The sequence below is a fragment of the Erwinia psychrophila genome, assembly GCF_039023475.1.
In the GTDB taxonomy this organism is placed as follows: domain Bacteria; phylum Pseudomonadota; class Gammaproteobacteria; order Enterobacterales; family Enterobacteriaceae; genus Erwinia.
Genome location: NZ_JBCHVB010000001.1, coordinates 82830 through 109340 on the forward strand (window position 1 = coordinate 82830; position 26511 = coordinate 109340).

A 26511-nucleotide genomic window follows, 5' to 3' on the forward strand; every position below is an offset into this window, starting at 1 on the left:
CTGAGCCAGTGATAACTGAGATTTCCTGGCTAAAAGCGCCTGTTCAGATAAGAATTCCTCATAAATTATGAGAAATTGTTTAATCCAGTGGACCGGACATGATTGTAAAAATGTGTTAAAGGTTAAGTTAATCTAATGTTAAATGGCGGAAAAATGCATTCTGAAGGCGTATTACGAGATGAACTAAGCGATCTGGCTAATGATTTGCCGCGGTTTGAATCTTCACTTAATCAGCTGGCGGCGCGGCTTGGGCTCGAACTTGCCGCTCTTGAGGTGGATCATATTGCCGTGCGCTGTCATCAGAACAGCACCGCTGAGCGCTGGAAACAAGGATTGTCGCGGCTCGGCGAGCTGTTTTCAGAAAAAACGATCAACGGGCGTCCTATTGCGCTTTTTGAACTGCACAATCCACTGAAGGTGGGCCCGTGGCAGATTACCGTCGTTGAACTTCCCTGGCCCGGCAACCGCCTGTACCGGCATGAAGGCTGGGAACATATAGAAGTGGTGCTGAGAGGTGACCCCGCTCAGTTGGGAATGCGGGCGCTGGCGCTGCTTGCCGATGAAGGATTATGTGAGCCGGGGATTTCGGTGAAAAGCAGCGCGCCCGAAGGCGAAGGCGAGAGGCTGCCCAATCCCACGCTGGCGGTGACCGACGGCACTGTCACTATCAAGTTCCATCCCTGGAGTCTGAAAGAGATTGTGGCAAGCGAGAACTGCTAGCGGATCGTTCTGAGGGCGTTCTCCATCCGCCTGAGAGCCTCATGGATAAGATCCTGCGGGCAGCCAAAGTTGAAGCGAACAAAGGCATCATCGCCAAAATCCCGCCCTGCTGAAAAGCCCAGGCCGTGATGCTCAAAGAAACGCGCCGGGCTGGGCACGCCCAGCTGGCTGGCATCAATCCAGGCCAGGTAGGTCGCTTCTGGCGACGCGACCGATAATCCCGGCATGGCGTTAATCCGGCTGGTCAGTAAATCGCGGCTTTCCCGCAGATAGGCCAGCTTTTCATCCAGCCAGGGCTGCCCGTCACGCCAGGCGGCCGTTGCGGCAACATAGGCAAGAATATCCACGCCCGGCACAATGCCCTGACGCGTTTGCGTAAAGCGGGCCCGCAGATCGGCGTCCGGGATAATCGCCAGCGAGGCGCCCAGCCCGGCAATGTTGAAGGTTTTCGAAGGGGAGATCAGCGTCACCGATCGCTGTTCGGCATCGCTACTCAGCGTGGCGAAAGGAATATGCTTAACGCCGGGTTCCAGCAGAAGATCGCAGTGAATTTCATCGGAGCAAACAATCAGGTCATGACGCTGCGCGAAGCGAAGCTGGGCTTCAAGCTCCTCCTGGCTGTAGACGGTGCCGCCAGGATTTTGCGGATTACAGAGCATCAGCAATTTTTCATTGCCGGTCATCTGAGGCTCAAGGGCCGCTATATCCATAACCCAGCGCTGATTTTCCAGCCGCAGCTGGCCGTTAATCTGCCTGCGGTCAGCGAGCTTTGCCGCCGAGCGGAAGGGCGGATAAATGGGCGTGGGGGCGATGGTGCCCTGATGAGGTGAGGTAAAGGCGCGTACCGCCAGATTAAGTCCGCTAACAATGCCCGGCAGGAAAACCAGCCATTCTGGTTTAATTTCCCACTGATAACGTTCGCTCATCCGGGCGATGATCACGTCAGTCAGTTCGCCGGGCGCGCCGCCGTAGCCGAAGACACCGTGCTCAACACGCTGTTTAAGTGCGTCAATAACGCACTGCGGCGAGCGAAAATCGGTATCGGCCACCCACAGCGGGAGGATGTCCTGGTCACCATATTTTTGCCATTTCAGACTATCGCTGTGACGGCGATCGATCCGTTCATTAAAACTGGATGCCATATGAGTATTTCCCGTTAATATTATTCATAAGTTCTGGATGCAGACTAGCGATCTGGAAAGATTATCACAACCAACCGGCAGGCATTAACAGGAGGATGGAATGCTTAAACTGGAAGTATGCTGCTACGGCGTCGATTGTGCACTGGCGGCGGAAAAGGCTGGGGCCGATCGTATTGAGCTCTGCGCCGCCCCCTCCGAAGGTGGGCTGACTCCCTCGGCGGGCAGCCTGATGCAGGCCCGGGAAAAGATTACGATACCCGTTCATCCTATCGTCCGTCCGCGTGGAGGAGACTTTTGCTTTACCACCGGCGAGTTTAATCAAATGAAGTCCGATGTCGCGTTCCTTCGTGAAATGGGATTTCCCGGTCTGGTGATCGGCATGCTGGACGTTGATGGTCACGTTGACTTAAAGCGGATGAAGGAGATTATGGCGCTCTGTGAGGGGATGGCGGTCACTTTTCACCGCGCGTTCGATCTCTGCCACAGCCCGCTGGTCACTCTGCAACAGCTGACCGATTTGGGGATCGCCCGTATCCTCACTTCCGGTCAGCAGCAGAGCGCGGAAAGTGGTTTACCACTGCTTAGGGAACTAACACGTACGACCCGCGGTCCTATCATTATGGCCGGTGCGGGCGTCCGCCTTAGCAACCTGCAAAAGTTTATCGAGGCCGGGCTGAGTGAAATCCACAGTTCAGCCAGCCAGCGGATAGCCTCGCCAATGCGCTATCGTAAAGCGGGCGTCTCCATGAGCTCTATTGCGGAAACCGATGAATTCAGCCGCACCTGCGTTGACGGTGATATGGTGGAAGCGATGAAGGCCTCCATGTCGCTCAGCTTCCCGGTCAACGTTGCCTGAGCAAGATTTTGCCGCGCAGCACGCCAGTTCAGCGACGTGATGTTTGCAAGTACCAGGCCCCATCGTTTTGATGGGGCTTTTTTTATCCGCATAAAACCGGCGTGATAAATCCTGCTTTGCCGGGATCCCTTTTACACTTAGAGCAGAAAATCATTACCTTGACGGGATTGCGATGAAAATCATCAAGCTGAGCATCTGTAGTCTTGCACTCCTGCTGTCGGGCGGCGCTTTTGCCGCACAGATTTGCCCGCCTCAGGCTGAGCTAATCAATAACAGCAACGGTATTGTGCTGCTGGGCGGGACGGCGAAAGGCCCGGTAAAACAGGTTGTGCTGGGAGAGTTTGGCCGCGACGTTAATCAGCAAAGACGCATTCTGGGGCAGTTTGACGAGTGCGGCGCGCTGCTGCGGGCCGATATCCACTTTGAGAAAAATGAAAACAATGTGCTGCTGAAAATGGAGCAGAGCGTGGCGCAGGCGAAAGATGGCTGGCAGGCCGATTACGCTATCTCGGTGTTTGTGCTGAAACAGGGCCAGGCGGTGGAAGTGAACCACAAGAAGGGCACCATTAACTATCTGGTCGGCAAGCAGGGCACCATAACCAGCGCCACCGAATCTTTTCTGCTGAAAGGGGAAAAGGGCTTTACGGAAACTGTTTACAGTTTCGACCGGCGTAACAGGCTGATCAAAAGCGTGGCGCGCAGTTCCGATAACCAGGCAAATGGCGAAACCCGCTACCGCTGGAACGGTAAAAATCAGCTGGTGGCCTCGGATTCAGCCGAGGGTAAGATGAGCTGGACCTATGACAAAATGGATCGGGAGCAGAGCCTGAGTACGCAGGTGCACAATGAATTCAGCGAGAAAACGACGCTGGATGAATGCCAGCTTTGGGATAAGCGCGGCAACTGCACGCTCAGCTATCTGCATGAAACGGAGATCTATCCGAAGGGCGAAGTCCGCCGTAATATCAGCGCGGCCTACCGCTATGAATACTGGGAAAAATAAGGCTGCTTCCCCATAAGATGTTGCGGACAGGGGCGCCACGGGACGCCCCTGATAGGTCAACGGCTAACTGACGGTTTTACTGAAGGCATCCACGGCTAGGATCGCGCTGGCGATGTCTTCCGCGCTCAGGTTTGGGTTGAGGTTTTTCAGCGTATCGCCCTCATTATTGGCGAGCGCGCCCACCTTAACGAGATTTTCCCAGCTTTCATTTTCCAGGTGGATCTCCTTCAGGGTGGTCGGCATTTTAATGGCGCGATAGAAGCGGATATAGCGGGCGATCTCGTCATCCGGACGCTGTTCAAGCACCATCTGGGTCAGCGTGCCGTAGGCGACTTTTTCACCGTGGGTCAGGTGATGGATATCGCCCTCAATGGCGGTAAAGCCGTTATGGATCGCGTGGGCGCCCGCCAGACCAGCGTTCTCAAAGCCCAGGCCCGAGAGCAGCGTGTTCGCTTCAACGACCGCTTCCACGGCGGGCGTTACCACTTTCTGTTCGACGGCTTGATAAGCGCTGAAGCCAAAGGCGAGTAGCGTTTTCTCACAGGCCTCTGCAATCGCCATCCCCGCAATGGTCGGATCGCCATTCACCATCGATTTGCTGTGCGAGCGTTTCACCGCCTGCGCCTCCACAAAGGTCGCCAGCCCGTCAGCGATGCCTGAGGCGAACAGCCTGACCGGCGCGCGCGCGCAAACCTGCGTATCCACCAGCACCAGATCGGGATTTTTACTGTAAAAACGATAGCTTTCAAAGACGCCGCTGTCGGAATAAATAACGGAAAGGGCGCTACAGGGCGCATCCGTCGAGGCGATAGTCGGTACGATCACCACCGGCTGCTTCAGTTCGTCAGCCACCGCTTTAACCGTATCGAGCGTTTTGCCGCCGCCGACGCCGATCACCAGACGCGTACCGCTCGCTTTCGCCAGCGCGGCCAGCCGTGAAATCTCATTCCCCGACGCTTCGCCGTTGAACTGTTCGTAGTGGCACTCAATGTTGCTCTGCCGCAGCGAGGCCTGCACATCTTTGCCAGCCAGCCCCCAGACGATCTCATCGGCCACCACGAAGGCGCTGTTGCCCAGCTCCGCCACATACTCACCCAGCTGCGCCATTACACCTGCACCCTGAACATATTTTCGCGGTGAAGAGAATACAAATTTACTCATGTGGGACTCCTTTCAGTAAAATGAAAAAGATGTCGTACCACCTTCATCCTGGACCCATTTTGCCGTCAGGGTTTGTTTAAAAAGGTTTTTCGGACAAATATGAAAGGAATCGTACGCCACTTTCAGCCAGGGGCAGGAAAGCGTCAGTCATGGGCGCGGGCCAGCAAATGCGGAAAAGCGATTCCCCACCCGCAGAGAAGCGGGCAGGGTGAGGCGCCGGATTAAGGCTTACGGGCCACCAGAACGGCACGCAGCGGGGCCGGATAACCTTCAACAGTTTTGGTGGGGTCCTCAGGATCAAGAAACTCCGCCAGCGACTCGCTGGTCATCCAGTCGGTGCGGCGCTGTTCCTCGGTGCTGGTAACGGAATAGTCAACGACGCGCACGTCGACAAAACCGCACTTCTCCAGCCAGCTCTTGAGCGCGCCGGTGGAGGGAAGGAACCAGACGTTGCGCATCTGCGCGTAACGCTCGCCGGGGACCAGAACATCTCTGTCGCCGCCATCAACAACCAGCGTCTCCAGCACCAGCTCGCCGCCGCTAACCAGCTGGTTCTTCAGCTGGAACAGGTGATCGAGCGGAGAACGGCGGTGATAAAGCACCCCCATTGAAAACACCGTATCGAAGGCTTTCAGCTCCGGCAGCTGCTCAATGCCCAGCGGCAGAAGATGCGCACGCTGATCGTTGCCCAGCAGCTTACGCACGGCTTCAAACTGGCAGAGAAACAGCTGCATAGGATCGATGCCGACCACCAGGTTTGCGCCCGCGCCGATCATTCGCCACATGTGGTAACCGCTGCCGCAGCCGACGTCGAGCACCATCCGTCCCGCCAGCGGGGAGATGTGCGGCAATACGCGCTCCCACTTCCAGTCGGAACGCCACTCCGTATTAATGTTCACGCCATAGAGGGAATAGGGACCTTTACGCCACGGCATCAGATTGCGCAGGAGCTTCTCAATCCCCCCGCGCTGGCGCTCGCTCAGCGTGCTGCTGTCAGCGGTGACGCTATGCAGCAGATCCAGCGTCTCGGGGGTGATATCGGGCAGATACTCAACGGAACGATTCCAGTTCTTAAAGTGACCGTGTAACTGCTCGCGCTGCCAGGCCGCAATCTGACCCGGCAGGGTTTCCAGCCAGTGGGAGAGGGGGCTTTTCGCGATAAGCTGATAAAAATTGCCAAAATCCATCAGGCGGAACCTGCTTTGAGGGCGATCAGCGAACCGAAGTTAAAACACTGGAACCAGAGCTCCGCATGTTCAAAACCGGCGGTACGCAAACGCGTTTTGTGTGTTTCCACGCTGTCGGTCAGCATGACGTTTTCCAGCATGCTGCGCTTCTGGCTGATTTCCAGTTCGCTGTAGCCGTTAGCCCGTTTGAAGTCATGGTGCATATTGAACAGCAGCTCGCCCACGTCAGCATCGGCGAAGCTGAACTTCTCAGAAAGTACCAGCGCGCCGCCGGGGCGAAGCCCCTGCCAGACATTGTTCAGGAGCTGCTGGCGCTCGGCAGGCTCAAGAAACTGCAGCGTAAAGTTCAGCACCACCATGGACGCATTTTCAATGGTGATGTCACGGATATCGGCTTCGATCACCTCAACGGGCGTCTCCGCCCTGAACGCGTCGATATGCCGGCGACAGCGCTCGACCATCGCGGGCGAGTTGTCGACGGAGATAATTTTGCAGCCTTCAGCTTTTATATTCCGGCGGACGGAAAGCGTGGCCGCGCCCAGCGAGCAGCCCAGATCATAGACCTGGCTGTCCGGCTGCACAAAACGTTCGGCCAGCATGCCGATCATCGAAATGATATTGGAGTAACCCGGCACGGAGCGCTGGATCATATCGGGAAAAACTTCGGCCACGCGCTCGTCAAACGTCCAGTCGCCCAGTTTGGCAATTGGCGCGGAGAACAGCGTATCGCGGTTAGACATAGTGGTAAGGTCCGGGAGAAAAACGGAAAGGCGCTATTTTGGCAGAAAGCGACGCTGGCTGCACCTGTTCTGCCGGACCGGTTGGCTGGCCGGCAGAAAAAAACGCGTGGAACTGAGCTTAACGCAGCGTCACAAGGAGGTCCCAGGGAAGATAGACAAGGTTCAGGACGATCATGCCCAGCAGTGAGAGCATCGTCAGGACCATGCCATTTTTTCGCCAGAGCAGCGTACTGCTGCGCATACCGTAAAAGTGCAGAGCGCGGCCCAGAAAGAAAAAGAGCCCGACCAGATGCAGCATCCAGATCTCAGCGCCGTTCAGCTCCATCATCACCAGCATCAGGACGGCAACCGGAATGTACTCCGCCGCGTTGCCATGAATACGAATTGCAGTTTGCAGCTCAAAGAAGCCGCCGTCGCCGCTGGAGACGTGGTAGAGACGGCGCAGACGGATCACATCGAACGAAAATTTAATGAGGAACAGTGCTCCAAGCACAACATAAAAGGCGCTGACCATTCTGGCTCCCTAAAGCCCGGAAAATTCTGGCGCCATCATAACGGTGAAAAAGGTATCTGTCAGCGGCAATGCTGTGCTGAAGCGGCCTACCGCATTGGCGGTTAAAACAGCCTGTCCTGCTGCGGCCAGTGCGGCGCGGCACCGACTTGCGGCACCGCCTGCTGCAAAGCAGGCCAGAGGTACTGAACCAAATCAGGCGCAAAGGCGATGTCGGGCGTGTGAATAAACAGCCAGGGTTGCCCGCTGGCCGACCACGCCGGCAGTTTCTCAAGCCAGGCCTGGAACCACTTCAGGTTGGCCTGCGGCTCGCCGCCGCCGATAAAACGGATCATGGGCTGCCGGGCGGTCATGACAGCGTGGACGGGCAGCATCGGTTTTTTACGCTGCGCTTCGATAATGGCCGGGTTGCCGGGGTGGGCGGAATGGACGCCGCGCGTATCCAGGATAACCCGGTTAACGCCGCGCTGATGCAGGCCCCGGTTAAGCGCGCGCTCGGCATCCCCTTTGGTAAAGAATTCGGGATGGCGCACCTCCACACCGTACGTGAAGGCCTCCGGCAATCCATCAAGGAACGCCCAGAGCGTTTCAAGCGCCGCAGGGCCGAAGGTGGCCGGAAGCTGCAGCCAGAACTGACCGATACGCCCGGCAAGCGGCGTCATCAGCGCAAAAAACTCAGCGGTCAGATCGGCGCAGTTACGCAGCCCGGCCTGGTGGCTGATGGTGGCCGGAAATTTGAAGCAGAAGCGAAAATCATCGCCGGTCATGTCGCGCCAGCGCTGCACAATCTCAGGCCTGGGCAGCGCATAAAGCGTGGTATTGCCCTCCACACAGTTAAAATATTGTGCGTAGTCAGCAAGCGTATGAAGACCGATCTTCTTCCAGTGGGGATGCTGCCACTGCGGCAGTCCGAGGTAAAAAGGCGTCACCGGCGCGTCCTGTATCGATAAGCAGGCTGAAAATGTAGCGGGGGGAAGCGGAGAGCGCAACCCGATGCGGCGTCCATCGGGCTGCAAAATATCAGAGCGCGGCCAGAACCTCTTCAGATGTTCTGACGCGACCCAGGCGAGGAAAGATATGTTTAACGCTTCCGGCGTGCTCTTCAGTGCTGACGGCGCTGCAAATATCTTCAACCACCACCAGATTAAAACCCAGCTCCCAGGCGTTACGGGCGGTGGACTCCACGCCCATATTGGTGGCGATCCCGCCCAGCACGATGGTATCAATGCCGCGGCGGCGCAGCTGGAGTTCCAGGTCCGTCCCGTAGAAGGCGCCCCACTGACGTTTGGTCACTTCAATATCGCTCTCCTGCTTGCCCAGCGCGGCCGGATAGACCCACCAGTTCGCGGGCAGCGCGCCGCCGTGGCTGGCGTCGACCGGCTGCTTTGGCGCGTCGCCAAAATCCGCTGCCCAGCCCACCCGGACCAGCACGACCGGCGCGTTGACCGAGCGGAATTTTTCCGCCAGCGCCGCTGAACGGGCAACCACATCGCTGGCCGCATGGGGCCCAACGGCATAGGGCAGAATCCCTTCCTGAAGGTCAATCAGCACCAGCGCGGTTTTCTCAGCAGTTAAATCCAGCATACGTTCTCCGTAAAAAGGGGAAACCATTGAGATTACAGGCGAAGGGCCGGATATGGCGATAAGAACAATGTTCGGAAAGCGTGAAATTTGTTAGCTTTTGTGAGCGGTAAAAGTGACGTCGTCTGTTTTGAGCACGAATGGCGGTATTGATGCGGCTGCGGCACTTATCGCGCCGCGCTTTTTCCATTATAATGACCGCCATTTTTCGCGTCAGCAGTGCCTTTTTGGGCAGTGATGGTCAACTCTGCTGCGCGTGAGCGGCGAAGATTAAAGGATATCGTTATGCGAACTGAGTATTGCGGACAGCTCAATCTGTCCCACGTAGGCCAGCAAGTGACACTGTGCGGTTGGGTCAATCGCCGCCGCGATCTGGGGAGCCTGATCTTTATTGATATGCGCGATCGCGAAGGCATCGTGCAGGTATTTTTCGATCCGGATCGTCAGGACGCCTTTAAGCTCGCCTCCGAGCTGCGTAACGAATTTTGCATTCAGATCACAGGCACCGTCCGCGCCCGTGATGAGAAAAACAAAAACGCCGATATGGCGACCGGCGAAGTGGAAGTTTTCGCCACCGATCTGACTATTATCAACCGCTCGGAGCCGCTGCCGCTGGACTCAAACCAGGTCAATACGGAAGAAGCCCGTCTGAAATACCGTTACCTGGATCTGCGCCGTCCCGATATGGCGCAGCGCCTGAAGGCCCGTGCGAAAATCACCAGCTTTGTTCGTCGCTTTATGGATGATAACGGCTTTCTGGATATCGAAACGCCGATGCTGACCAAGGCCACGCCGGAAGGCGCGCGCGACTATCTGGTGCCGAGCCGCGTACACAAAGGCAAATTTTATGCGCTGCCGCAGTCGCCTCAGCTGTTTAAACAGCTGCTGATGATGTCCGGCTTCGATCGCTACTACCAGATCGTCAAATGCTTCCGTGATGAAGATTTGCGTGCCGATCGTCAGCCTGAATTCACCCAGATCGATGTTGAAACCTCCTTTATGACCGCGCCACAGGTGCGGGAAATAATGGAAAAGCTGGTGCGCGATCTCTGGCAGAACGTCAAAGGCGTCGATCTGGGCGCGTTCCCGATGATCACCTTTGAAGAAGCGATGCGTCGTTACGGTTCCGATAAGCCGGATCTGCGTAACCCGATGGAGCTGGTGGACGTCGCCGATCTGCTGAAAGCGGTCGAATTTAAGGTCTTCTCCGGGCCGGCTAACGATGCCAAAGGCCGCGTAGCGGCACTGCGCGTGCCGGGTGGCGCTGGGCTTAGCCGTAAGCAGATCGATGAATATGGCAAATTTGTTGAGATTTACGGTGCGAAAGGTCTGGCCTACATCAAGGTGAACGAGCGGGCCAAAGGCCTGGAAGGCATTACCAGCCCGGTTGCCAAATTCCTTAACGCCGACATTGTTGAGACTATTCTGGCCCGTACCGGCGCTGACGATGGCGATATGATCTTCTTCGGTGCGGATAGCGCGAAAGTGGTTGCCGACGCGCTTGGCGCGCTGCGTCTTAAGCTGGGCCGCGATCTCGCCATTACCAACAATGCTGCCTGGGCACCGCTGTGGGTGGTTGACTTCCCGATGTTCGAAGACGATGGTGAAGGCGGCCTGTCCGCGATGCACCATCCGTTTACCGCGCCGAAAGAGATGACGCCGTCTGAGCTGAAATCCGCGCCGGAAACCGCGATTGCCAATGCCTATGACATGGTCATTAACGGGTACGAAGTGGGCGGCGGTTCGGTGCGTATCCACAACGGAGATATGCAGGAGACGGTATTTGGCATCCTCGGTATTACCGAACAGGAACAGCGTGAAAAATTTGGCTTCCTGCTGGATGCGCTGAAGTTTGGTACGCCGCCGCATGCTGGCCTCGCCTTTGGTCTGGATCGTCTGGTGATGCTGCTGACCGGCACGGATAATATCCGTGACGTTATCGCCTTCCCGAAAACGACGGCTGCGGCCTGTCTGATGACCGAAGCGCCAAGCTTTGCGAATCCCGCCTCGCTGGGCGAACTGGGTATTGAAGTGATCAAAAAATACCAGAACGCGCCTGCTGACAAGCCGTCAGAGAACGAATAAGTGGCCTTCAAGCATCCCGTTTCGGTACTGGTGGTGATTTACGCCCAGGACACCGGGCGGGTGCTGATGCTACAGCGGCGCGACGATCCGGCGTTCTGGCAGTCGGTCACCGGCAGCCAGGAACCGGGCGAAACGCTGGCGGAAACCGCCGCGCGCGAAGTGTGGGAAGAGCTGGGCATTGATGTTAACCGCGAGCAGTTCACCGTAGTCGACTGCCAGCGTCAGATAGACTTTGAGATCTTTGCCCACTTCCGCCATCGCTATGCGCCGGAGGTGACCCACAATACCGAGCACTGGTTCAGCCTGGCGTTGCCGGCCGAGCGGACAGTCGCGCTCAGCGAGCATCTTGCACTGCGCTGGCTGCCGCCCGCCGAAGCCGCCGCGCTCACCAAGTCCTGGAGTAATGGCCAGGCAATAAAAGAATTTGTAGTTTAATTCCCTTGCTTACGATCGCGTGGCCAGAGGGATGGAATAAGTCAAACGTTCAGGCGTTTATCGGCGCAGCAAATTTGTTCGCTGCCTGCGCGCAGCAACCGCAGCGTACTTATGTACGTGAGGATTGCGAGCACAGCCAGCGGACAAAGTTGCCAGTAAGATAGCCTGGCCGATGTTAATTTTGGAGACAGGAATAGATGGCTGGTCATAGTAAATGGGCGAATACCAAGCACCGTAAAGCGGCGCAGGATGCCAAACGCGGCAAAATTTTCACCAAGATTATCCGCGAGCTGGTTACCGCAGCGAAACTGGGCGGTGGCGATGCCGCTTCCAACCCACGCCTGCGCGCCGCCATGGATAAAGCGCTGTCGAACAACATGACGCGCGACACCATGAACCGCGCCATCGCGCGCGGCGTCGGCGGTGAAGACGACAGCAACATGGAAACCATCATTTACGAAGGTTATGGCCCCGGCGGCACGGCCGTGATGGTGGAATGCCTGAGTGACAACCGTAACCGTACCGTTTCTGAAGTGCGTCACGCCTTCACCAAAACCGGCGGCAATCTCGGCACGGACGGCTCGGTCGCCTATCTCTTCACCCGTAAAGGCGTGGTTTCATTCGCGCCAGGTCTGGACGAAGATACGGTGATGGATGCGGCACTGGAAGCGGGTGCTGACGACGTAGTGACCTACGACGACGGTGCAATTGACGTCTTTACCGCCTGGGAATCCCTCGGTGACGTTAAAGATGCGCTGGAAGCGGCAGGTCTGAAGCCTGATTCGGCAGAAGTGACCATGATCCCGTCAACCAAAGCGGATATGGATGCTGAAACCGCGCCGAAACTGCTGCGTCTGATCGATATGCTGGAAGACTGCGACGACGTCCAGGAGGTCTACCATAACGGTGAGATTTCTGACGAGGTGGCGGCAACCCTTTAATGGCGTTGTTGACCTCAGAGCATAACCTGGCCGGAGAGGCGTGATGGCGATCATTTTAGGTATCGATCCGGGTTCACGCATCACCGGCTACGGCGTCATCCGTCAGGTGGGCAGGCAGTTAACCTACCTGGGCAGCGGCTGTATTCGTACAAACGTAACGGATCTGCCTTCCCGCCTGAAGCTCATCTACGCAGGCGTCAGCGAAATCATTACCCAGTTCCAGCCGGACTATTTCGCCATTGAGCAGGTCTTTATGGCGAAAAATGCCGACTCAGCGCTGAAGCTGGGCCAGGCACGCGGCGCCGCTATCGTGGCGGCGGTTAACCAGGATCTGCCGGTCTTCGAGTATGCCGCCCGTCAGGTGAAGCAGACCGTGGTGGGCATCGGCAGCGCGGAAAAAAGCCAGGTGCAGCATATGGTGAAAACGCTGCTGAAGCTGGGGGCCAGCCCGCAGGCGGACGCCGCCGATGCGCTGGCGATTGCGATCACCCACTGCCACGTTAGCCAGAACGCTAACCGTATGGGTGAAGGACAGCTTAACCTGGCCCGTGGCCGCCTGCGCTCCTGACAAGCTGGATATTCATCCAGCTTTTTTTATGATATAACCCCCGCACTGATTGTTACGGAAGGAAGCAAACGTGATTGGACGTTTAAGAGGCACGATCCTGGAAAAACAGCCGCCGCTGGTGCTGCTGGAAGCCAACGGCGTGGGCTATGAAATCCATATGCCCATGACCTGCTTTTACGAGCTTCCCGAACTCAATCACGAGGCGGTGATTTTCACCCATTTTGTGGTGCGTGAAGACGCCCAGCTGCTGTTTGGTTTTAACAGCAAGCAGGAGCGGGCGCTGTTTCGTGAACTGATTAAAGTTAACGGCGTAGGGCCGAAGCTGGCGCTTGCCATTCTTTCCGGCATGTCCGCCCAGCAGTTCGTCACCGCCGTCGAACGGGAAGAGATCGCTGCGCTGGTGAAGCTGCCGGGCGTGGGTAAGAAAACCGCAGAACGGCTGGTGGTGGAGATGAAGGATCGCTTCAAGGGAATGCATGGCGATCTCTTCGCCGCCGACGCGCCATTTGCCCTGACCAGCGAAGTCCAGCCTGACGCCGCCGCAAATGATGCGGAAAGCGAGGCGGTTGCCGCGCTGGTGTCGCTGGGGTATAAACCTCAGGAAGCCAGCCGGATGATAAGTAAAGTTGGTCGTCCTGACGCGGACTGTGAAACGCTGATCCGCGAAGCCCTGCGCGCCGCTATTTGAGGTAATGCATGATTGAAGCCGATCGCCTGGTCTCGCCGGGAACCGTCAATGAAGAAGAGCTTGTTGACCGCGCTATTCGCCCCAAGCTGCTGGAAGAGTATGTAGGCCAGCCGGTGGTGCGCGAGCAGATGGAAATTTTTATCCAGGCGGCCAAAATGCGCGGCGATGCCCTCGATCACCTGCTGATCTTTGGGCCGCCTGGCCTCGGCAAGACCACGCTCGCCAACATTGTTGCCAATGAGATGGGCGTCAATCTGCGTACCACCTCCGGCCCGGTACTGGAGAAAGCGGGCGATCTGGCGGCGATGCTGACCAACCTGGAGCCGCACGACGTCCTGTTTATTGATGAAATCCACCGTCTCTCGCCGGTAGTCGAAGAAGTGCTCTATCCGGCGATGGAAGATTATCAGCTGGATATCATGATCGGGGAGGGGCCCGCCGCCCGTTCCATTAAGCTGGACCTGCCGCCGTTCACGCTGATTGGCGCAACGACCCGTGCCGGTTCACTGACGTCGCCGCTGCGGGATCGCTTTGGCATCGTCCAGCGTCTGGAATTCTACCGGGTTGAAGATTTGCAGCATATCGTCGGGCGCAGCGCCGCCTGCCTCGGCCTGCCGCTCAGCGCGGAGGGCGCGCTGGAAGTGGCCCGCCGCGCCCGCGGTACGCCGCGCATCGCAAACCGTCTGCTGCGCCGGGTGCGGGACTTTTCCGAGGTACGCGCGGCGGGCAGCCTCAGCGGCGAGGTGGCTTCAAAAGCGCTGGATATGCTGAGCGTCGATACGGAAGGCTTCGACTATATGGACCGCAAACTGCTGCTGGCGATTATCGATAAGTTCACCGGTGGCCCGGTCGGGCTGGATAACCTGGCGGCGGCGATTGGCGAAGAGCGTGAAACCATTGAGGATGTGCTTGAACCTTACCTGATCCAGCAGGGGTTTATTCAGCGCACGCCGCGCGGACGCATCGCCACGCAACATGCCTATAAGCACTTCGGCATTACTCGCGAAGAGTAACTGTAACGGCCACAAGTGGAATCGTGCTGGCCCACAATCAGCGCAAAGTCAGGCTCAGGTTAACGGCAAAGGGAAAACGCCGCTGGCTTACAATAAGTTTGTATTTTACCTGGCCCGGCCCGCAATCCTTCGCGCCGGGCTCACGATACCCGCCCCCCTTTGTCAGAGCGTAAGCGTCAGGGACTATTGGCCTGTTTTCCAGCGAGTTCGAAGGTATTCGACGGCCTTATCAGTTTGCGGCTGATTAAGATACCTCTGGCTGAACAGTATTGCTCCCCCGACTTCCGGGAGGGCGTCGTTAAGGTCCAGCTCTCTTTTCAGTTCGGGAACGCCGCCGTCGACGGTCCAGGCCGGCTCTGTCGCTGAGGACACGCCCACTTTATACAGTGCTATCCCAGGATAAAGCCGGACCGGCGTCTCTTTTACCACATCAGACCACCATCTAATCAGTACGTCGTATCTGACGATTTCACGGTCAAAGGGCCAGTACAGCTGCGGTGCGATATAGTCCAGCAGTCCCAGCTTTACCCACTGACGGGTATCGGCATAGGCCGTATCGTACGACGGTCCGCCTCCCCGGGTATCCGACCCCTCAGGATCGTCTGCTTTGTTTCGCCATACTCCCGCAGGACTGATGCCAAATGCTGTACCTGGTTTCAAGGTTCTGACGACGGAAGAGACCTGTTTAATCAACATCAGGGTGTTGTTTCTTCTCCAGCTGGGCTTATCTGAAAAGCCTTTGCCGTACTTGCGCCAGGTACTTTCATCATCCAGTGGAGATTGTGGCGTTTCATAATAGAAATAATCATCAAACTGGATGCCATCAACATCATAATTTTTGATAATTTCAGTCACTATGCTGGCGATCCAGTTTCGCACCTCTGGCAGGCCGGGATCGAGAACGAAGCGATGGCTGGCGGTACGTATCCAGTCGGGATGAAGAGCGTAAACGCTGGCGGGCGTGGACAGCAGCGTATGGTTAAGAGCCTCAATGGTATGCTGTCGCGTATTCATGGAAACCCGGTAGGGATTCAGCCAGGCGTGTACCTTAATTCCACGCTTATGTGCCTCTTTCAGCATAAAGGCCAGGGGATCATAACCAGGATCCTTGCCCACAAAGCCTGTCAATACATCCGACCACGGCAGTATGTCTGAACGCCACAGGGCTGTCCCGTCAGGCTTAACCTGAAAAAATACCGTATTAATGCCGGTTTTTACCATCTCGTCCAGCGCGTCGGTCAGCCCCTGTTTCTGTATGCGGATCCGCGCTTCAGCGGTTTCCGGTTTCAGGGAGGCCGCTGGCGGCCAGTCAAGTCCAGTGACGGTGGCCAGCCATATTCCCCGCACCGGTTTTACCTGCGTTACCGGCTGCGGGCGTTTCTCCTTCTCAGGTATCTTTGAGCATCCGCTCACTGCCAGCAGAACGGCCAGTAACAGCCATCCGCCTGATTTTCTTATGGTCAGCATCAGTTTTTCCCTTTCGATTGCGTCTGGGTCGGCGTGCCACGATATTTTTCAAGCAGCGCACGGGCAATGGCTTCGGTTTCTGCGTCGGCATGACCGCTGATATCCCCTGGCCGGAAATGCATCTGGAAGGCACTGAGCGTTTTCCGCGTATCCTCATCAAGAAGGCCATTCTGAGGGATCTGGTCATACCCATACTGCTTAAGTAATGCCTGAATGGTGCCGATCTCTGCAGGGGAATGCGGGGAACGACCGGCCAGATATTTGTCTGTTGTCGGTTTGTCAGGCCAGGCGCCTATGCCCAAGGTGGCAAGGTGCTCCCAGGGAAATAGCTTTCCTGGATCCTGCTTACGGAGAGGGGCGATGTCGCTGTGTCCGAGCACGTTATCGGGTGTGATCCGGTAGCGTTGAATAATATCCTTTGCCAGCACGGCCACAGTGGCGATCTGTTTGTCGCTGTAGGAATACCAGGTACGCTGCCCGAGTAAATTATCGGTATAGCCTGGGTTAACGATTTCGATACCGATGGAGGTGTCATTAAGGTTGGCCCTCCCGTTCCAGCTGCTGACGCCGGCATGCCACGCCCGCCTGTTTTCGTCAACCAGCTGAAGTACGACGGGTTTACCCCGTATTGATTCTGGTGTTTCCGGAACCAGGTAATGAGCGCTGACCTGGCCTTCAGTCAGCGTCTCTCTGGAGCCATGCTCATCCAGTGCCGTATAGTGCATAACAAGAAACCGTACTCTTTCATTCTGACCGGTGGCTTTAAGCGTATGACTGGCAAAATAACCGTTACGTGCTTCAGGTTCAGCAGGGCGCGTTGCGCAACCTGACAACATCACAGCCAGAATGGCCGTCGCCATCCCTTTCTGAATCATCGTGGCATGGGGTAAAAAAGCGTGTTGCGGCATAATTTTAAATTCCCTTTTAGAATCAGGAGCCGCCTGGTTTCTGCGACTCCAGCGTTAAACTCCCTGGCCAGCTATCCGGCAAGTATTATTTATAAGATAGCGACGTTGTCCGGCTATCCTCCCACAGGGCCGGTTTCACAGAAGAGGCGTCCCAGAATGCCCCTCCGGTGAAGCCACATGATCGGATAAGTGTCATGTGGATTACAACACCGATGTGGTTATCCATAATCAACTTGCCGATGGCGTCATCAGAAGCAGCTATCTCCAAAGACTCAAAGCAACCTGTCATGTTGTCTGGGATAATATTTAGACAACGACCCCCTGCGAGTTTAGGCAATGAAGAGTAAACAATAAGCAAATCAATTAAGCAGAGAAATAGGGAGGCCAGCCGTCGAGTGAAGACGAGGGATGTCTCCAACCGACAAGCCTGGTGATTTGGAACTGACATTACGCGTCATGGTTACCCTCTCATAGACATGGGAGAAGAGTTTGATGGGTCTCTTAAAGGCGTGCCCGGGAGAATTTCATTGCTACGTAATCTGAGCAAAAAGTCATGTTGATTGCCTGACGGGGGATTCGATTATGAGCCGTTACAACCTATGCCCGGCCAGAATCAACAGGCGAAAAAAAACCGGGCGAGGCCGGTTTTTTACAAATACTTAGTGGCAGAACGTCTTATGCTGACAGCTCAGAAACCTCACCGAGCGCGAAAGCAGTCGGCTAAGCCTGCGCTGGGGGCATACAGGCTTGACGCCTCTCGCTACACCGCAGGTTTCTTCACCATGCTGAGCAGAAACATTACGGCAGCGCCCAGCACCACTGACGGGCCCGCCGGCGTGTCATACCAGGCCGAGAAGGTCAGCCCGGCAGTGACGGCCAGGATCCCGACCACTACCGCAATCCCGGCCATCTGCTCCGGGGAACGGGCAAAGCGGCGGGCAGTCGCAGCGGGGATGATCAGCAGCGAGGTAATAATTAGCGCACCGACAAATTTCATCGCCACGCCGATCGTCAGCGCCGTCACCAGCATCAGCACCAGCTTGGTGCGCTGAATATTGACGCCGTCCACCTGAGCCAGTTCGGGACTGATGGTCATGGAGAGCAGTGAACGCCAGTTCACCGCAAGGACCGTCAGCACGATGATTACCCCGATGCCGATGGTATAGAGATCCTCTGGGGTGACGGAAAGCAGATCGCCAAACAGATAAGCCATCAGGTCTACCCGTACATTCGCCATCAGGCTGACCACAACCAGCCCCAGCGAGAGCGCGCTGTGGGCAAAAATCCCCAGCAGCGTGTCGATGGCGAGATGCGGCCGCCGCTCCAGCCAGACCAGCGCCAGCGAAAGGATTAGCGTGACCGCGATAACGGCATAGAACGGATTGATGTTCAGCAGCAGACCAAATGCGACCCCGAGCAGGGAAGCGTGCGCCAGGGTATCGCCGAAGTAAGACATCCGGCGCCAGACGACAAAAGAGCCAAGCGGGCCAGCCGCCAGCGCCAGTAAAAACCCGGCCAGCCAGCCGGGGAAAAGGAGTTCGATCACTCGCCTTGCCCTCTGCGTAAAACGATACGACCCTGAAGGTCGTGACGATGATTATGATGATGACGATAGATTGCCAGCTGCTCGGCGCCGCGAGGGCCAAACATGGAGATAAACTCCGGATGCCGGGAAACCGCCTCTGGCGTGCCGGAGCAGCAGATATGCTGATTGAGGCAGAGCACCTCATCCGTTTTCGCCATAACCAGATGCAGATCGTGCGAAACCATAAGCACGCCACAGTTCAGCTCCTGGCGAAGCTGGTCAATCAAATCGTAAAGCGCCACCTGCCCATTGACGTCAACGCCCTGGGTGGGTTCATCCAGCACCAGCAGCTGGGGCTGGTTAAGCAGGGCGCGGGCCAGCAGCACACGCTGCATTTCTCCGCCGGACAGCTTTTGCAGCGGCGAGCGGATCAGCTGTCCGGCCTGTACGCGCTTAAGCGCGGGCAGGATCTCGGCACGGCTGACGCCACCTCTGAGCAGCAAAAAGCGTTCAACGGTGAGCGGCAGCGTGGCGTCGAGATGAATTTTTTGCGGCACGTAGCCGATGCGCAGCTGGGCAGGGCGGATCATGTTTCCTTTGTCGGGTTTAATTAACCCGAGCACCACGCGAACCAGCGTGGACTTGCCGGCGCCGTTTGGCCCGAGCAGCGTCAGGATACGTCCCGGCTGTAGCGTCAGCGAAACATCGGACAGCACGCGACGCTGACCAAAGCTGACAGCAATTTTTTCCAGTGTAATCAGTGAGGGCATAATTATTACAGGTTGCAGAAGTTTTAGAATGTTATAATATCACACTCCATCGACCTCTCACGATGGAATGACGTATTATGTTACACAAAAAAAAGCGCCCGATCTTACTGCTCTCCGCCTCACTCTTCGCCGCTTCGTTTGCCGCGCCTTTGCAGGCCGCCGTGGTGGCCTCCCTTAAGCCGGTTGGCTTTATCGCCGCCGCCATCGCTGATGGCGTGACGCCGGTCGAGATTCTCCTGCCTGACGGCGCTTCAGCCCATGATTATGCGCTGCGTCCTTCCGACATCAAACGCCTGCGGGACGCGGATCTGGTGGTCTGGGTTGGTCCTGAAATGGAAGCTTTTCTGCCGAAAGCGGTGTCTCAGTTACCGCAAGAAAAATCCCTGGCGCTGGCCACCTTATCCACAGTAAAACCGCTGTTGATAAAAGACCTCGAAGAAGAAGAACATGGACATGAGCATGGGCATGAACATGACGAAGGAGATCATGATGAATCCGGGCATCATCATCATCATGGCGAATTTAATATGCACCTGTGGATGTCCCCTGAGATAGCAAGGCAATCAGCGGTTGCAATCCATGCAAAATTATTGGAACTTATGCCGCAAAGCAGAGACAAATTAGACGCGAACCTGCAGCACTTTGAAGCAGAATTGGCCTCAGCCGATACGCAAATTCGGTCTCAGCTTGCGCCGGTGAAAGGAAAGGGGTATTTCGTTTTTCACGATGCCTACAGCTACTTTGAAAAGCATTACGGTTTGACGCCTTCTGGTCATTTTACCGTTAACCCTGAGATCCAACCCGGCGCCCAGCGACTACATCATATTCGAACAGAGTTGGTTGAGCACAAGGCGACTTGCGTCTTTGCTGAGCCACAATTCAGGCCGGCCGTTATTGAAGCCGTTGCCAGAGGAACCAATGTGCGTTCAGGAACGCTCGATCCGCTGGGAATGTCTATCACTCCGGACAGAGACAGCTATGTGACATTCCTCTCACAGTTGTCCAGCCAGTTTACGAGCTGCCTGAAGGAGCCCAGAGGAACTTAATACGTGCAGCAGATTGCCCGCGCTGTCGCCATGGCGTTTAATACATTGCCCCGAACCCACCGCATCATGCTGGGTTCGCTTACCGTTATCACGCTGGCCGTCTCGGTATGGCGGCCCTACGTTTATCATCCCGTTGGCAGTAGCCCGATCGTAAAAACGGTGGAGCTGGATAAGAATCAGCTGCGTACGCTGCTGCCTGAGGCCAGTGAACCGATCGATCAGGCGCCGCCGACGCCGGAAGAGGATGTTCCTAAGGATGAAATTGACGAGGATGTGCCCAATGAAACCGGCACCCACGACTACGTGGTCTCGTCCGGTGACACCTTAAGCAGCGTCCTCAATCAGTACGGCATTGATATGGGCGTGATTAACCAGCTGGTTAAAGTCGATAACGATCTGCGTAATCTGCGGGTAGGGCAGCAGCTCTCCTGGACCCTGACCGATGACGGTCAGCTACAGCGATTAAGCTGGGAGATGTCCCGCCGCGAAACCCGTATCTATGACCGCTTCGGCGACGGCTTCAAATCCTCTTCTGAGGTTCAGAAGGGCGAGTGGCAAAACAGCGTAATCGCCGGCACCGTCAACGGCAGTTTCGTCGCCAGCGCCCGTCAGGCGGGCCTGTCGGGCGGCGAAATCAGCGCGGTGATCAAAGCGTTACAGTGGCAGCTCGATTTCCGCAAGCTGCGCAAAGGCGATCGATTCTCGGTGCTGATGTCGCGTGAAATGCTGGAAGGGAAGAGTGAGCAGAGCCAGCTTTCCGGCGTCCGTCTCCAGACCGGCGGCAAGGATTACTATGCGATCCGTGCCGAGGACGGGAAATTCTACGACCGCAGCGGTTCCGGGCTCGCCCGTGGCTTTATGCGCTTCCCTACCGTCAAGCAGTATCGCGTCTCGTCCAATTTTAATCCGCGTCGTGTAAACCCGGTAACGGGCCGCGTCGCGCCGCACAGAGGGGTTGATTTTGCCGTACCGATTGGCACCCCGGTACTGGCGGTGGGCGACGGTGAAGTGATCGTCTCCAAACGCAGCGGCGGCGCAGGCAATTACATTGCGATCCGTCATGGTCGCCAGTATATGACCCGCTATATGCACCTGAAAAAACTGCTGGTGAAGCCCGGACAGAAAGTGAAGCGCGGCGATCGTATCGCCCTGACCGGCAATACCGGGCGCTCAACCGGTCCGCACCTGCATTATGAAATCTGGATCAACAATCAGGCGGTTAATCCCCTGACGGCGAAGCTGCCGAGAATGGAAGGCCTGACCGGGAAAGATCGCACCGAATATCTGGCGCGCGTTCGCGAGGTCACGCCGAAGCTTAGCCTGCAATAAGAGGCTGAGGGCGCTGTCTGAAGGCCGACGGGGTTTCCCCGCCGGCTTTTTCTTTTTATCAGCAGAACGATCGGGCGTTGCAAATTGGCGCGTCGGCACTATCATTAGCCGCTTATTGTTCGAGGCGAGTGCATGGAAAACCATAAAAAAAGCAGCAACGAGTTTATTCCGGTCTTCAGGAAATCTTTCCTGATGCCGCGTCACTGGGGAGACTGGCTGGCCATCAGCGCCTGTGCAGGGCTGGCCTGGGTGCCTGGCCGGCTGCGCGATCCGCTGCTGGGCGCGCTGGGACGCTTTGCCGGAAAGTACGCCAGAAGCGCGCGCCGCCGCGCCCAGATTAATCTTTTCTACTGCATGCCTGAGCTTTCTGAGGAAGCGCGGGAAAAGCTCATCGATGAAATGTTTGCCACGGCGCCTCAGTCTATCGTGATGATGGCCGAAATGGCGCTGCGCCCGGAGCGCGCATTGTCCCGGATTAACTGGCATAACCGTGAGATCATCGATCGCTTGCGTGAAGAAGGGCAGAACGTGATTCTGCTTGTTCCACACGGCTGGGCCGTGGATATTCCGGCGATGGTGCTGGCCTCTGAAGGGCAGAATGTCGCTGCCATGTTTAACCATCAGCGCAATCCGCTGGTGGATTATGTCTGGAACGCCGTCCGCCGCCGCTTCGGAGGACGTCTGCATTCACGCGATAACGGCATCAAGCCGTTTATCTCTTCTGTCCGTCAGGGATACTGGGGATATTATCTGCCCGATCAGGACCATGGCGCAGAGCACAGTGAATTCGTCGATTTCTTTGCCACCTATAAGGCGACGCTGCCTGCGGTGGGGCGGCTGATGAAAGTTTGCCGGGCCAGGGTAGTGCCGCTGTTCCCGGTCTATAACGCCAAAACGCATAGGCTGGATATTCATCTGCGGGCGCCGATGGACGATCTGGCTGAAGCGGACGATGTGACGCTGGCGCGGAGAATGAACGAAGAAGTGGAGCATCTTGTCAGGCCCAATCCGGAGCAGTATACCTGGATACTCAAGCTGCTGAAAACGCGTAAAGAGGGGGATGAAGAGCCCTATAAGCGCAAAGATCTTTATCCAAAATAGCGGCTATCCGGCCAGTTGTAACCACTGAAATGACGGGCGGCAATGTGCCGCCCGTTTTTTATCAGTGGATGTGGCTACGGCGCTGGCGTTCGCGCAGAAAAGCCCTCACCAGCATAAACCACAGCAGCCCACAGGCCAGATTTATCAGGCTGAACCAGAACGTGCCGCCGCTGAAGTAAGCCCCTTTCGCCGCCTCTATTCCCAGCGCAAAAACCACGATGCTCACCATGCCGAGCATGGCCGCCACGCTGCCTTTCCCCGCACTGCTGGAAAACAGCGTCAGGCGATAAAGCCCGGCGTTAACCAGACCCGTACCGAAACCGTACAGGCTCAGACCGGCCGTCAGCCAGAGATAGCTGTGCGCGTTGACCGCGGTAGCGATCGCCGACAGCGCCAGTCCGGTAAGTATCGGCCAGGCGCCCAGCCGCAGCGGTCGATCGATGGGCAGGCGGCTGGCGAGACGACCCAAGGTCAGATTCCCGGCGATCATCGCCACAAACACCGGCAGCTGCAACAGCGCATAATCCATTCGGCTCAGCCCTTCATCATGGATCAGAATGACCGGGGAGAGCGCGACCCAGGCGAGGCAGGGAATAGTCACCAGCCCGATGGCCAGCGAGCCGCTCATAATCTGCCGGTCCTTCGCCAGCGCAAGATACCCTTTACCCAGCGAGCGCAGGGAAAGAGAGGTCGTTTTATCGCCCGCCGTCTCGGGCATGGTATACCAGAGTCCGACCAGCGCCACGGCGGTAACGGCGGCAAACAGCCAGAACATGGTGCGCCATTCGCCGACCGAGAGGAACGCCGCTCCGGCCAGGGGGCCCGCCAGCGGGGCGATCAGCGCGACATTGGCCATCAGCGCCATTATTTTCACGCTCAGCGACTCGTTGAAGGCTTCCTGAATGGCCGCGTAGCCTACCGCACCGATAAAACAGAGGCTGATCCCCTGTAAGAAACGCAGCAGGATAAACTGCTCAATGCTCTGCACCCAGTGCGTTGCCATGCAGGTCAGCATAAAGAACACCACGCCGGTGAGCATCACCGGACGCCGGCCCAGCTTGTCGGACAGCGGACCCAGCAGCCATTGCAGCACAATACCGCCGACGAGGTAGGCGGTCAGCGAGGCCGAAACCCACTCCGGGCCAACCTGGAATTCGCCGGTGACCAGCAGCATTCCGGGCTGGATCATATCGTGGGCGATGTAGGTGGCAAATTCAAACAGCACCAGCGACAGTGGAAATATCAGATGCCGGCGGGTCAGGCTCGACACGGGAACAAAAAGAGACATTCTGGATCCCTGTGAATAAAAAGGAAAAAACGCGGTCACCGAAGCGACCGCGTCAACATACACCAGTTTGATGCCGTTCTGATGAATTATCTATCGCCAGGCGGCGACAGGATTCACCAGCGTACCGGCAAACTTCAGATTCTCCGCCGGATCGGCAAGATTGATCATCTGCTGATTATTGGCGAGCTGAAGCCGGTTCAGGCAGGAGCGCGTGAACTCGGGTGCGAACAGGTCATAGCGGGCAAACTTGTCCGCATGTTGAGGATGAGCCTGCTGATACTCCGTAATGCAGCGGGCGACCGCCTGCCAGAACTGCGCTTCCGGCAGCGTGCCGGACTCATCGAGGATCGCGCCGATAAAGCGGAAAATGCAGTCAAAAACGTCCGTGAAAATCGACAGCAGTTTAAGTTCCTCAGGCACCGCCACGGCCAGACGCTGGACTTTTTCTGGCAGGATCGCGTCAGGATTCATCACCGCGATCTCTTCGCCGATATCTTTCATATAGGCGCTGACGGGCACATTATTTTCAAACAGCAGAATCAGGTTTTCGCCGTGCGGCATAAAGACCAGATCGTGCTGGTAAAAGCAGTGCAGCAGCGGGCTGAGATAGCAATCCAGATAACGGCTTACCCACTGCGCGGCGGGCAGGCCCGAGTCGGCAATCAGCGCCGGGAGCAGCGGCTGCTGATGCTGGTCGGTATGCAGCAGTGACGCCATGGTCATCAGACGCTGGCCTGGCTGCAGATCGGTCACCGGATTATCCCGCCAGAGGGCGGCGAACATTTTTTTATAGGCGGAGTCGCCTTTTATCGCCCGCTCATAATAGCGGTTGTGATAGCCAACGGCGGCGACTTCGCGTAACAGGCGGAAGTTACAGCGCTGGAGCCATGTATCTTTCTGTACCAGCCCTTCCAGCCATTCATTAATCGCGGGGGTTGTCGCCATATAGTAAGGCGAAAGGCCGCGCATAAAACCCATATTCAGCACGGAGAGAGCCGTCTTGACGTAGCGGCGGTCGGGCTGGCTGCGGTTAAAGAAGGTGCGGATCGACTGCTGGGCCTGATACTGGTCGTCACCGCTGCCCAGATAGACAATGTCCCGGCTGGCGATATCGGGTGCGAAAACCGTCAGCAGCTTGTTCTGCCACTGCCAGGGGTGAACCGGCATAAACAGATAGTCATCCGGCGACAGCCCTGCTTCCACCAGCTGCTGGTTGAAGTTAGCCAGCGTCACTTCGCCCAGCTCCTCACGCATCAGTTGCTCATAGTCGAGATTACTCAGGCTTGAGAAATGCGCATTACGCAAATGAACTGCAACCCAGATCAGGTTGACCGGCGTGGCGGCCTCTGGCGCATAAGCCAGATAATCTCGTGCGTCAAAACCGATCCTGCCGTTATTGGCGACAAAGCAGGGATGCCCTTCGGTCATCGCGGCTTCCACCGTCTGAAAATCGGCCTTCACCAGCGCGGCGCTGTCAGGGTTATTTTTTTGCAGCTTAAACACGCTGCTGCAAAGGGTGCTGGTGATCTCTTCCATATAGGTCGCCAGCATGGCAGGCGGGATCCCTATCTGCTCGTTAAATTCGATAATAAACTGGAGTGCGTCCAGCGGCAGGGGATGACCGTTTTCCTGTTTACTCAGCGAGGCGGCATCAATTTCCCAGTGATCGAGCGCGAGCCGGCGGGCTCTAAAGCGGTAGTCGGCTTCGCCTGCCGGCACGGCCAGCGAAAAGTGATTATCACCCTGTTCAGCGGGCGAGATAAGCCGCTCATGGGCAAACTCCGCAATGGCTTTGCGGATCAGCATACGGTTGGCCTGGGCCCAGTTATCTCCGGCGAGATGGGTGCCGTTAAGCAGCGGTGTGGCGTTATTCATTGTCAGTTTTTCCTGAATCAGGCTCTGTTGATAATCTTCACGCTGGCAGAACGCCAGCCACGCGGTTTTATGGCCCATATCTATCGGATGCTGATAGCGGAACCCGGCGCGTTTGTTCAGACGATGGATTTTTTCATTGCGCACGTCCGGCTCCACCACCACGCGCTTTACGGCAGGCAGGCTGAACAGATAGTCCATGACTACGGTAAAAACCTGCCAGCTGAACTGCCTGACAGGACAGGTTGCCGGGGCGATCAGGATATGCATACCGACGTCGCCGGGCTGGACCGGATAGAATTTTCCGACCTCATCTTCTGACGCCTGATAAATCTCCGTCAGGAAAACCGGTGTGCCGTCGCAGCAGCCAATCAGCGCCGCAGCGGGAGCTTTCGCGGTCAGCTGCTGATAAAAAGCGGCCACCTGTTCCAGGCTGTCGTTTTGCATGCCCCAGAAGCGGGCATAATCTTGCGTCACCCAGCGGTGGATAAGCGGAGCATCCTCCGCGGTCAGGGAACGGAGCGTGAACGGGCCTGCCGGGCGGTCTGCGGAATAGAGTGGGGTGTGCATCATA

25 protein-coding genes are annotated in these 26511 nt (G+C 56.8%); 12 read left to right on the top strand and 13 right to left on the bottom strand.

Annotated elements, in window-relative coordinates; translation table 11 throughout:
* Positions 1-153 precede the first annotated feature (153 nt).
* Positions 154-720 carry a VOC family protein gene (locus AAH446_RS00390; protein WP_342904753.1) on the top strand — a complete coding sequence of 189 codons (567 nt, stop codon included), beginning with the start codon at positions 154-156 and terminating at the stop codon, positions 718-720.
* Here AAH446_RS00390 and AAH446_RS00395 read toward each other — a convergent pair.
* Positions 717-1862: a MalY/PatB family protein gene (locus AAH446_RS00395; RefSeq protein ID WP_342904754.1), complete on the bottom strand. Its 1146-nt coding sequence runs from the start codon at positions 1860-1862 to the stop codon at positions 717-719. The genes AAH446_RS00390 and AAH446_RS00395 overlap by 4 nt on opposite strands.
* A 100-nt stretch (positions 1863-1962) precedes the next feature.
* Between AAH446_RS00395 and cutC the strand changes: the two genes are divergently transcribed.
* Both cutC and AAH446_RS00405 read left to right on the top strand, forming a co-directional pair.
* Positions 1963-2718 carry a copper homeostasis protein CutC gene (gene cutC, locus AAH446_RS00400; RefSeq protein ID WP_342904755.1) on the top strand — a complete coding sequence of 252 codons (756 nt, stop codon included), beginning with the start codon at positions 1963-1965 and terminating at the stop codon, positions 2716-2718.
* A gap of 172 nt (positions 2719-2890) precedes the next feature.
* Positions 2891-3721 (top strand): hypothetical protein, encoded by an 831-nt coding sequence (locus AAH446_RS00405; protein ID WP_342904756.1) that lies wholly within the window; start codon positions 2891-2893, stop codon positions 3719-3721.
* A gap of 63 nt (positions 3722-3784) precedes the next feature.
* Here AAH446_RS00405 and AAH446_RS00410 read toward each other — a convergent pair whose 3' ends face one another.
* The 6 genes from AAH446_RS00410 to AAH446_RS00435 form a co-directional block, all read right to left on the bottom strand.
* On the bottom strand, positions 3785-4882 hold the full coding sequence (locus AAH446_RS00410; RefSeq protein WP_342904757.1) for a glycerol dehydrogenase: 1098 nt from the start codon (positions 4880-4882) through the stop codon (positions 3785-3787).
* A 221-nt stretch (positions 4883-5103) separates the two neighbouring features.
* Complete coding sequence (gene cmoB / locus AAH446_RS00415) at positions 5104-6072, bottom strand: tRNA 5-methoxyuridine(34)/uridine 5-oxyacetic acid(34) synthase CmoB (RefSeq protein WP_342905778.1); 969 nt, start codon at positions 6070-6072, stop codon at positions 5104-5106.
* Positions 6069-6809, bottom strand: coding sequence for a carboxy-S-adenosyl-L-methionine synthase CmoA (gene cmoA / locus AAH446_RS00420; protein ID WP_342904758.1), 741 nt, complete (start codon positions 6807-6809; stop codon positions 6069-6071). The genes cmoB and cmoA overlap by 4 nt, the downstream gene beginning before the upstream one ends.
* Before the next feature lie 118 nt (positions 6810-6927).
* The gene (locus AAH446_RS00425) at positions 6928-7323 is read right to left on the bottom strand and encodes an MAPEG family protein (RefSeq protein WP_342904759.1); all 396 of its coding nucleotides are present in this window, start codon (positions 7321-7323) and stop codon (positions 6928-6930) included.
* A 101-nt stretch (positions 7324-7424) separates the two neighbouring features.
* Positions 7425-8249 (bottom strand): DUF72 domain-containing protein, encoded by an 825-nt coding sequence (locus AAH446_RS00430; protein ID WP_342904760.1) that lies wholly within the window; start codon positions 8247-8249, stop codon positions 7425-7427.
* A gap of 91 nt (positions 8250-8340) precedes the next feature.
* On the bottom strand, positions 8341-8904 hold the full coding sequence (locus AAH446_RS00435) for a hydrolase (RefSeq protein ID WP_342904761.1): 564 nt from the start codon (positions 8902-8904) through the stop codon (positions 8341-8343).
* 282 nt (positions 8905-9186) lie between these two features.
* On the opposite strand from AAH446_RS00435, the gene aspS reads away from it, so the two are divergent.
* The 6 genes from aspS to ruvB all read left to right on the top strand — a co-directional run bounded on the left by aspS (position 9187) and on the right by ruvB (position 14631).
* On the top strand, positions 9187-10986 hold the full coding sequence (gene aspS, locus AAH446_RS00440) for an aspartate--tRNA ligase (protein ID WP_342904762.1): 1800 nt from the start codon (positions 9187-9189) through the stop codon (positions 10984-10986).
* A complete protein-coding gene (nudB, locus tag AAH446_RS00445; protein WP_342904763.1) occupies positions 10987-11421 on the top strand; it encodes a dihydroneopterin triphosphate diphosphatase in 435 nt (144 codons plus the stop codon).
* Between the two features lie 197 nt (positions 11422-11618).
* On the top strand, positions 11619-12362 hold the full coding sequence (locus AAH446_RS00450; RefSeq protein ID WP_342904764.1) for a YebC/PmpR family DNA-binding transcriptional regulator: 744 nt from the start codon (positions 11619-11621) through the stop codon (positions 12360-12362).
* A gap of 43 nt (positions 12363-12405) precedes the next feature.
* The gene (gene ruvC / locus AAH446_RS00455; RefSeq protein ID WP_342904765.1) at positions 12406-12930 is read left to right on the top strand and encodes a crossover junction endodeoxyribonuclease RuvC; all 525 of its coding nucleotides are present in this window, start codon (positions 12406-12408) and stop codon (positions 12928-12930) included.
* A gap of 70 nt (positions 12931-13000) precedes the next feature.
* Positions 13001-13618: a Holliday junction branch migration protein RuvA gene (ruvA, locus tag AAH446_RS00460; RefSeq protein WP_342904766.1), complete on the top strand. Its 618-nt coding sequence runs from the start codon at positions 13001-13003 to the stop codon at positions 13616-13618.
* An 8-nt stretch (positions 13619-13626) separates the two neighbouring features.
* Positions 13627-14631: a Holliday junction branch migration DNA helicase RuvB gene (gene ruvB, locus AAH446_RS00465; RefSeq protein ID WP_342904767.1), complete on the top strand. Its 1005-nt coding sequence runs from the start codon at positions 13627-13629 to the stop codon at positions 14629-14631.
* A 183-nt stretch (positions 14632-14814) separates the two neighbouring features.
* On the opposite strand, the gene AAH446_RS00470 is transcribed toward ruvB, so the two are convergent.
* From AAH446_RS00470 to znuC, 4 genes are all read right to left on the bottom strand, one after another.
* Complete coding sequence (locus AAH446_RS00470) at positions 14815-16098, bottom strand: glycoside hydrolase family 10 protein (RefSeq protein ID WP_463322756.1); 1284 nt, start codon at positions 16096-16098, stop codon at positions 14815-14817.
* A complete protein-coding gene (locus AAH446_RS00475) occupies positions 16098-16973 on the bottom strand; it encodes an N-acetylmuramoyl-L-alanine amidase (RefSeq protein ID WP_463322773.1) in 876 nt (291 codons plus the stop codon). Before AAH446_RS00475 ends, AAH446_RS00470 begins: the two co-directional genes overlap by 1 nt.
* A gap of 793 nt (positions 16974-17766) precedes the next feature.
* Positions 17767-18552, bottom strand: a complete 786-nt coding sequence (gene znuB, locus AAH446_RS00480; RefSeq protein WP_342904769.1) for a zinc ABC transporter permease subunit ZnuB — start codon at positions 18550-18552, stop codon at positions 17767-17769.
* The gene (gene znuC / locus AAH446_RS00485) at positions 18549-19301 is read right to left on the bottom strand and encodes a zinc ABC transporter ATP-binding protein ZnuC (protein ID WP_342904770.1); all 753 of its coding nucleotides are present in this window, start codon (positions 19299-19301) and stop codon (positions 18549-18551) included. The genes znuB and znuC overlap by 4 nt, the downstream gene beginning before the upstream one ends.
* Before the next feature lie 77 nt (positions 19302-19378).
* On the opposite strand from znuC, the gene znuA reads away from it, so the two are divergent.
* The 3 genes from znuA (at position 19379) to lpxM (ending at position 22777) form a co-directional block, all read left to right on the top strand.
* Positions 19379-20347, top strand: coding sequence for a zinc ABC transporter substrate-binding protein ZnuA (gene znuA / locus AAH446_RS00490; RefSeq protein WP_342904771.1), 969 nt, complete (start codon positions 19379-19381; stop codon positions 20345-20347).
* A gap of 3 nt (positions 20348-20350) precedes the next feature.
* Positions 20351-21676 carry a murein DD-endopeptidase MepM gene (gene mepM, locus AAH446_RS00495; RefSeq protein ID WP_342904772.1) on the top strand — a complete coding sequence of 442 codons (1326 nt, stop codon included), beginning with the start codon at positions 20351-20353 and terminating at the stop codon, positions 21674-21676.
* A gap of 132 nt (positions 21677-21808) precedes the next feature.
* Positions 21809-22777: a lauroyl-Kdo(2)-lipid IV(A) myristoyltransferase gene (lpxM, locus tag AAH446_RS00500; RefSeq protein ID WP_342904773.1), complete on the top strand. Its 969-nt coding sequence runs from the start codon at positions 21809-21811 to the stop codon at positions 22775-22777.
* 61 nt (positions 22778-22838) lie between these two features.
* On the opposite strand, the gene AAH446_RS00505 is transcribed toward lpxM, so the two are convergent.
* Together AAH446_RS00505 and AAH446_RS00510 are read right to left on the bottom strand one after the other, a co-directional pair.
* On the bottom strand, positions 22839-24065 hold the full coding sequence (locus AAH446_RS00505; protein ID WP_342904774.1) for an MFS transporter: 1227 nt from the start codon (positions 24063-24065) through the stop codon (positions 22839-22841).
* Between the two features lie 90 nt (positions 24066-24155).
* On the bottom strand, positions 24156-26510 hold the full coding sequence (locus AAH446_RS00510; RefSeq protein WP_342904775.1) for a GNAT family N-acetyltransferase: 2355 nt from the start codon (positions 26508-26510) through the stop codon (positions 24156-24158).
* Position 26511 lies beyond the last annotated feature (1 nt).